Origin of the sequence: Nonomuraea sp. NPDC050790, from assembly GCF_044456745.1 — a bacterium.
Classification (GTDB): Bacteria; Actinomycetota; Actinomycetes; order Streptosporangiales; family Streptosporangiaceae; genus Nonomuraea.
In genome coordinates this window covers 826,596-833,597 of sequence record NZ_JBITGF010000001.1, presented here as the reverse complement: position 1 = coordinate 833,597, position 7,002 = coordinate 826,596, and the positions used below count along the sequence as shown (strand labels likewise).

Sequence of the window (7,002 nt, the reverse complement as noted above, 5' to 3'; positions counted from 1 at the left end):
GACAATCCCGATTTATGCGGTTATTCGGCCGGTGAGAGGACCAGGCGGATCGAGTAGTTCCGATACCCGAGCCGCTCGAACGCGCGCGCCATCGGCACGTTCCCCAGGTCCGTGTCCGCCGCGATGCGCTGCGCGCCCCGCCCGGCCAGGAACCTGGTGATCTCCGCCAGCAGGTCGTCGCCGTAGCCGTGGCCGCGGTGCTCGGGCACCACGCCCAGGTAGCCGACCACGGGGCCGCCGTTGTTGGCCGAGGGCAGCGCGACGCCGACCAGGTCGCCGTCCGGGGTGAAGGCCAGCATCCACCACGAACGCTCGCCCGGCATCTCCTTGTAGTCCTCGACGTCCTGCCTGGCCTGCTCCATCGGGTCCATGGTGGCCAGCGCGACACGGGTCTCGTGGTCGAGGGTGCCCTCGGCGACCCGGCGGAACGCGTCAGCGAAGACCTCGTCGTCCTCCTCCGCCCTGAACACCAGCCGGCCCGAGGGCTCGGGCAGCGGGTCGGCCGGGGTCCACTCGTAGCGCAGCCGTTCCAGCTCGAACGTCAGCCCGGCGCGGGCCGCCGCCTCCTGCCGCCAGGCGATGGCCGCGGCGACCGCCGGGCGCTCGCGCCAGCCGTTCGGGAGGAAGACGTGGTAAGCGGGGCGCACGCCGTAGACCTCGTGGGCGCGCGAGAGCAGCTCCGCGGCCAGCCCCACCCGGTCCTCGACGGCGGGATCGACATAGACGCAGTCGAGCGCCATCGGCTTGTCGCTCCCGGCGAAGCTCCACCAGACGGCGCGGGCCATGACGCGGCCGTCCTCCTCGGCGATCCAGATGCGGTCATACCGGTACTGCCCGTCGGCCAGAAAACCGGTCAGGCGGTCGGGGTCGGCCCAGCTGATGCCGTCGTCGACGGTGCAGGCCAGCAGACGGTCGAGGTCGGCCTCGACCGACGAGCGAAAGAGCACACTTCCTCCACAACTTCCAGGTCGAGGGACTCTAGCAAGTAGAGTCTTCGACGATGAACCACACCATCTCGCCCACCCCCGGCGCCCTGCTCGGCGACGGCGCCTACGCCTGCACCTGCGGCGCCTCGTTCGTCGACCGCATGCCCGCCGAGCTCCACGCCGCGGAGAACGACCGCTGCACCGGCTGCCTCGGCTCCGGCGAGGAGACGATGGCGCCCGGCGTCACCCGCCCGTGCGCCACCTGCGCGGGCAGCGGCGGGCGCAGGGAGCAGATCATCTGGCAGCTCGCCCACTCCGAGGCGGAGCAACTGATCACGATGAGCACGGTGCGGGGGGTGATCGCGGGCTTCGACGGACCGTTCCGGCTGTCGGAGATCGCCGACACGATCCGCGCGGGCCTGGACCTGCCGGTGGGCCGCCTGCCGGTGGGGCCACGGGTGCGCGACCTGCTCCTGGAACTCCAGTCCCGCGGCGAGATCACCATGATCTCCGCCCCCGACGAACTCCTCGACGGCACCGACGTCGTCCTCTACCGCGACCCAAGCTGGCAACGCACCCCGACGCTTGGCATCTAGCCGCTTTTCTGCCTGTTTTGGGTTTCTGTCTGTTTCTGTTCTTCTGGCTGTTTCCGTTACGGCTCGCGCCCGCTTGCCCGGACCCGCCGACGCCAGCCCGGGTCTGTCGAGCGCCGGTCGTGAAGGCTCACGGGTTCCTCGCCGCTACGACTCCACCCTGGGCCGGCTACCGTGCCCCCACCCCCGTCAAGGGGGCGGCATACGGATGGGGCTTGCGGTGCGTGCGGTCAGGTGAGGCGGGGCTTCAGGCGCGGCACAGCAGTTCGCCGTGCAGGACGGAGAACCAGGCGTCGTCGGCGGCGGACCACTGGCGCCAGGCTTCGGACAGGCGGGTCAGGTCTGAGGGTGTGGCCAGGCCGGTTGAGGTCGCCTGGTGGGCCAGGGCGGAGGTGACGATGCGGTCTGACCACATGCCGCCCCACCACTTCCGGTCCTCGGGGGTTGAGAAGCACCAGGTGGAGGATGTTGCCTTCACTTCTGCGAAGCCTGCTTTTCTGGCCCACGACAGTAGGCGGCGTCCGGCGTTGGGTTCGCCGCCGTTGGCTCGGGCGGCGCGCTGGTAGACGGACATCCATTCGTCCAGTTCCGGTAGTTCCGGGTACCAGGCGAAGGCCGCGTAGTCGCTGTCGCGTACGGCCACGATTCCGCCTGGTTGGGTCACGCGGCGCATTTCGCGTAGCGCCCCCACCGGGTCGGTCACGTGCTGGAGCACCTGGTGGGCGTGGGTGACGGAGAAGGTGTCGTCGGGGAACGGCAGCGCGTGCACGTCGGCCACGGCGAAGTCCACGTTTGCCGTTCCCCTTGCCGCCGCCTCTTTGCGGGAGAGCTCCAGTGCCTCCTGCGACACCTCGGCGGCGGTGACCCTGGCGACGCGGGTGGCCAGGTCGGTGGTGATGGTGCCGGGTCCGGCGCCGACGTCCAGCAGGGTCATGCGGGGCTCGAGGTGGGGCAGCAGGTATCCGGCCGAGTTCTCGGCGGTGCGCCAGCGGTGGGAGCGCAGGACGGACTCGTGGTGGCCATGTGTGTACATGGGGCTACCTTAATCGTGTCTCGGGATTTGGAAAGAAACGTCTTGCATGGTGAGACTTGACGTGGCGTACACTTGTTGCGAATCTTTCGCATCTAGGGAGGGCGTCCGTCGTGGGAGAGGTCCGTCCGATCGTCTACGTCGGGGATCCGGTGCTGCACACCCCCTGCGAGCCGGTCACCCGGTTCGACGAGGCACTGGCCGCGCTGGTCGACGACATGTTCGCCAGCATGTACGCGGCCAAGGGCGTGGGCCTGGCCGCCAACCAGATCGGCGTCGGCCTGCGTGTCTTCGTCTACGACTGCCCGGACGCCGACGGCGAGCGCCAGGTGGGCGTGGTCGTCAATCCCACGCTCGAACTTCCGCCGGTCGGTGAGCGCAACCTCGATCCCGGTGACGAGGGGTGCCTGTCGGTTCCCGGGCAGTACGCGCCGCTGCCGCGCGCCGACCTCGCCCGGGTCCATGGGCAGGACGTCAACGGGGCGCCGATCACGGTCGAGGGCACCGGGCTGATGGCTCGCTGCCTGCAGCACGAGAGCGACCACCTTGACGGTCACCTCTACATCGACCGGCTCCCGGCCAAGCGCCGCAAGCAGGTGCTCAAGGCTTACGAGGAGTCGCTGACCACCACCTGATCCGGCGGCTCACGGGCCGGTGAAGGTGAACATGCGGGTGCCCGGCTCCAGCGGCCTCGGCGGGCCGGTGTAGCGGTGGACGCCCACGGTGAAGTCCTCCTGGGTGAGTTCCTCCAGGCCGAAACCCGCCTCGGCGAACCACGAGCACACCTGGGGGCCGAGATCGGGTTCGCGGCGGTGGCGGGTCCAGATCACGGCGGCGCCCGGCGCGCACAGCATCGGCAGGCAGCCGATCGTGCGGCGGACGTCGTCGTCGGTCAGGTTGCCGAAGACGCCGCAGGCCAGGACCAGGTCCGCGGGGACGGCTCCGGCATAGGAGTCGGTGAGGGCGGCGTCGGCCACGACGACCTCCACGCCTTCCGGGGCGGACTGCCTGGCCAGCCGTACGTTGCGCTCGTCGAGCTCCACCAGGCGGGCGCGCACTCCGGCGCCGTTGGGGTGGTCGGCGAGGACGGGCAGCAGGTCGCGGCCCTGGCCCGCGCACAGGCTGACCACGCTGCGGGCGCCGGTGTCGAGCACGCCGGAGATCGCCGCGCGCACCACCCGCAGCCTGCGCCACAGCGGGGAACCCGGGGCGTCGTAACCGGTGTGCCAGCCGTGCCAGTCGGGTTCCTCCATGATCGCCATGCTAGTTGACCGCGCGGGCCGGGATCCGGCCCGCGCGGTCAGGACCCCGGCCTCTGGTGTACGCCCATCCGGCGCACGCTCATCGGGCCAGTCGGCGCCCGGTGAACCGGCTTGCGCTCACCGGGCCGCCTCGTGGGCGGTGACTGCTTTGGCGCCCATGCCGACGCGGGCGTAGACGGCGGGCTGGCCGGAGCGCAGGACCAGCGCCCAGATCACGCCCACGGCGATCCCCGCCACATACACCAGCGGCAGGATCCAGGTCAGCGGGTCACCCGGCGGCACCCCGAGCAGCGAGTCGAAGTTCGACCAGCCGAGCCACACCATCACCGCCAGCAGGATCGCCGCGGGCACCGGGGTGACGAGCCTGCGCAGCGCGCCCTCCCTGCTCGGCTCGCGCACGAAGAAGGCGATGATCGCGATCGACGTCGCGAAGATCAGGAGGAGGACGCCGAACCCGCCGAACGCGCCGCCGTAGAAGAAGAGCTGGACCAGGGGGTCGAGGCCGAGCACCGCGTAGACGACGATCACCACCAGGCCCAGGACGCTCTGCGCGATCGAGCCCGCCTGCGGCGCGCCGCTGCTCGGGCGGGTGCGGCCGAAGACCGCGGGCAGCACGCGTTCGCGGCCCAGGGCGAAGAAGTAGCGGGCGGTCGTGTTGTGGAAGGAGATCATCGCGGCGAACACGCTGGTGACGAACAGAACCCGGGCGATGTCCACGACCAGCGAGCCCAGGTGCGAGCCGGCCAGGTTGAAGATCGTCTCGGCGCCGTCCCTGGTGGCCGTGGCCACGATGTTGCCCGGCCCTGTGGCCACCGTCATCGCCCAGGCCGACAGGGCGTAGAGGCAGGCGATGATGGCGATCGAGGAGTAGGTGGCGAGGGGTACGGTGCGGCGCGGGTCGCGGCTCTCCTCCGAGAACACCACCGACGACTCGAACCCTACGAAACCCAGCGTCGCGATCACCAGCAGCGCCCCCACGCCCGGCACGAACAGCGCGGCGGGCGACAACGTCTCCAGCGACAGGCCGCCGGGGGCCGGGTTGGCCAGGTCGGCGAAGTCGAACAGCAGGATGACCGCCACTTCGAGGGTCAGCAGGATGGCCAGGAGACGGCCGTTCACGTCGACGCGCATGACGCCGAGGACCGCCACCAGGGCCCAGGTGATCAGTGAGAGCACCCACCAGGGCGGGGCCGTTCCGAACCACCGCTCGACGATGGGCGTGGCCGCCGCGCCGAACGCGCCGTAGAGGCCGACCTGCAGGGAGTTGTACGCGATCAGCGCCACCCAGGCGGAGGCGATTCCGGCGGGACGGCCCAGGCCGCGGCTGACGTAGGTGTAGAAGGCTCCGGCGTTGGCCATGTGGCGGGCCATCGCCACGTAGCCGATCGCGAACAGCGCGAGGACCAGGCCCACGACCAGGAACGCGACCGGGAGACCGGTGATCTTCGTGACGCTGTAGCCGGTGGTCATCACGCCGGCTACGACGGTGAGGGGGGCGGCGGCCGACAGGACGAAGTAGACGACCGAGGGGGCGCCGAGCCGGTCGGCGGCCAGAGCGCGGGTGATCGGGTCTGGCTGGGGGGTTTCCATCGGCATCCTTTCTTTGTGGAGGGGTGGGTTATGGCGGCCCGGATGTCGAGCCCAGCACCATGGGGCCCCTTTCTCCGCATCCAGGGCCTTTCGGAGAGTGGGGCCGGGCAGCGCCGGGGGGCGCGGGGTGTCGCGAAGCCGAGGATGGCCCCCGGGCGGTGAAGGCGGTGAGGCATGGCGAGAGAACTGACCGGGGCGCGAGGAGCAGGGTGAGCCGGGGCGGCTCGGGGTGTCGCGAGGCAGGAGGAGGCGGGACAGAGGAGGTGGGAGGCCCCGGGGGCGGCGGTGGCCGGGATGGCGTGCGGCGGGTGGAGGCCAGGGCGGGGTGGAGGACGGGGCGTGGTGGCAGCGGGTAACGGGGTGGGAGGCATGGGGCGGGTCAGGTGCGGTAGGTCAGGACGGCGTCGCCTACGGCGGCGTGGACGTGGCGGGCCAGGTCGGTCAACTGGGGTGGGAGGGCGGCCAGGACGGTGGTCAGGTGGCGGCGGGCGGTCCGGCGTTCGGCCGGATCCTCCACCACGACGTCCGTCATCCCGCACGCCTCCACCAGCGAGGCCAGTGCCATGTCGTGCGGGTCCAGCGGCTGCCAGCGGGTCAGGGCCATGTGCAGGCGCGTTCTGGGCCAGGCGGCCGGACCGAAGTCGGTGGCGAAAAAGCGGCCCGGCTTGCGACGCCATAATTTCGGTGCTTCATGTTCCAGGAATCCGGCCAGGATCATTCTCCCGGACACGTCGTCGACCGCCCGCTGTGACAGGTACACGAGCCAGGTCCGCAGATCCGTGTGCTGCGGCATGCTGGCCATGTCGGCCAGCACCCGGTCGGCCACGACCTCCTGAACCGGCCGCGGATCGACCAGCCGCACCGTGGACCCGCGTATCCCCACCCGCCCGGCCAGCACGAGCTCGCCGATGAGGGCCCCGGCCAGGCCCAGTTCGACTCCCTGGACATGCAGCCGGGGACGGCCCGTACTCGTGGTGTCCCAGCCGACCAGGAAGAGCTCGTCGGCTAGCGCCCGCATGATTCACCCTTAATGGAAGCCCGATATTCGATACCGCTCAGATGACCAGAGCGAAATATCTACCAGACGGATGATCTCCGGGCTAGTCCCATTTAATTGGGCGCACCACGTTTTAGAATGGTATTTTATTGCGTCGCGAGATATTCCCTATACACCTTTTTCGGGACGGTCATCCGCCACGCCTCGACGACCAGCTCCCGCATCTCGTCCACGTCCAGCGCGGCCATCCGGGCCTGAACCCACTGGTAGCGCAGGTCGCCCTGGGACGGCATGAGGAACTTCTCCGGCTCGGCCGCCACGAGCGCCTCGCGCTCCTCCTTCGGGAACCCGAACCCCATGATCGTCTCGTCCCTGGAGAAGGCCACGTAGACGATGCTGCCCACCCGGAACTTGACCCGGTCCCGGATGAGATGCTCCGACGACCGGGGCAACCGCGACGCCACCTGCCGCACGTCCTCAACAGTGATCACGGACCGACCCTAGCCCCGGCCACCGACAATCCAGCGGCCGAGGCCGGGGATCAAGCCAAGGGACGAGCGGGAAAGGGCCACTCGGCAACCACGAACGGCGTCGGGCCGCGGCC

At 70.3% G+C, this 7,002-nt stretch carries 8 protein-coding genes; 2 read left to right on the top strand and 6 right to left on the bottom strand.

All coding sequences use genetic code 11. The features are described 5' to 3' along the window. Window positions 1-20: 20 nt before the first annotated feature. Window positions 21-947, bottom strand: coding sequence for a GNAT family N-acetyltransferase (locus ACIBEJ_RS03840; RefSeq protein ID WP_397181055.1), 927 nt, complete (start codon window positions 945-947; stop codon window positions 21-23). A gap of 53 nt (window positions 948-1,000) precedes the next feature. Between ACIBEJ_RS03840 and ACIBEJ_RS03835 the strand changes: the two genes are divergently transcribed. Continuing rightward, entirely contained in the window at window positions 1,001-1,522 is a 522-nt protein-coding gene (locus ACIBEJ_RS03835) for a hypothetical protein (RefSeq protein WP_397181054.1), read from the top strand. 244 nt (window positions 1,523-1,766) lie between these two features. Here the strand turns inward: ACIBEJ_RS03835 and ACIBEJ_RS03830 are convergent, their stop codons facing one another. Beyond that, window positions 1,767-2,552 carry a class I SAM-dependent methyltransferase gene (locus ACIBEJ_RS03830; RefSeq protein WP_397181053.1) on the bottom strand — a complete coding sequence of 262 codons (786 nt, stop codon included), beginning with the start codon at window positions 2,550-2,552 and terminating at the stop codon, window positions 1,767-1,769. Window positions 2,553-2,662: 110 nt separating this feature from the next. Between ACIBEJ_RS03830 and def the strand changes: the two genes are divergently transcribed. Beyond that, window positions 2,663-3,184 (top strand): peptide deformylase, encoded by a 522-nt coding sequence (def, locus tag ACIBEJ_RS03825; protein WP_397181052.1) that lies wholly within the window; start codon window positions 2,663-2,665, stop codon window positions 3,182-3,184. A gap of 9 nt (window positions 3,185-3,193) precedes the next feature. Here the strand turns inward: def and ACIBEJ_RS03820 are convergent, their stop codons facing one another. The 4 genes from ACIBEJ_RS03820 to ACIBEJ_RS03805 form a co-directional block, all read right to left on the bottom strand. Further along, a complete protein-coding gene (locus tag ACIBEJ_RS03820) occupies window positions 3,194-3,802 on the bottom strand; it encodes a class I SAM-dependent methyltransferase (RefSeq protein ID WP_397181051.1) in 609 nt (202 codons plus the stop codon). A 126-nt stretch (window positions 3,803-3,928) separates the two neighbouring features. Then, window positions 3,929-5,401 carry an APC family permease gene (locus tag ACIBEJ_RS03815; protein ID WP_397181050.1) on the bottom strand — a complete coding sequence of 491 codons (1,473 nt, stop codon included), beginning with the start codon at window positions 5,399-5,401 and terminating at the stop codon, window positions 3,929-3,931. Window positions 5,402-5,780: 379 nt separating this feature from the next. Continuing rightward, window positions 5,781-6,419 (bottom strand): GPP34 family phosphoprotein, encoded by a 639-nt coding sequence (locus tag ACIBEJ_RS03810; protein ID WP_397181049.1) that lies wholly within the window; start codon window positions 6,417-6,419, stop codon window positions 5,781-5,783. 125 nt (window positions 6,420-6,544) lie between these two features. Then, window positions 6,545-6,889 (bottom strand): MmcQ/YjbR family DNA-binding protein, encoded by a 345-nt coding sequence (locus ACIBEJ_RS03805; RefSeq protein WP_397181048.1) that lies wholly within the window; start codon window positions 6,887-6,889, stop codon window positions 6,545-6,547. Window positions 6,890-7,002: the final 113 nt, after the last annotated feature.

Coding starts and splice junctions, on each gene's coding strand:
- ACIBEJ_RS03835 (WP_397181054.1), top strand. CDS start 1,001: ATGAACCACACCATCTCGCCCACCCCCGGCGCCCTGCTCGGCGACGGC.
- ACIBEJ_RS03830 (WP_397181053.1), bottom strand. CDS start 2,552: ATGTACACACATGGCCACCACGAGTCCGTCCTGCGCTCCCACCGCTGG.
- ACIBEJ_RS03820 (WP_397181051.1), bottom strand. CDS start 3,802: ATGGAGGAACCCGACTGGCACGGCTGGCACACCGGTTACGACGCCCCG.
- ACIBEJ_RS03815 (WP_397181050.1), bottom strand. CDS start 5,401: ATGGAAACCCCCCAGCCAGACCCGATCACCCGCGCTCTGGCCGCCGAC.
- ACIBEJ_RS03810 (WP_397181049.1), bottom strand. CDS start 6,419: ATGCGGGCGCTAGCCGACGAGCTCTTCCTGGTCGGCTGGGACACCACG.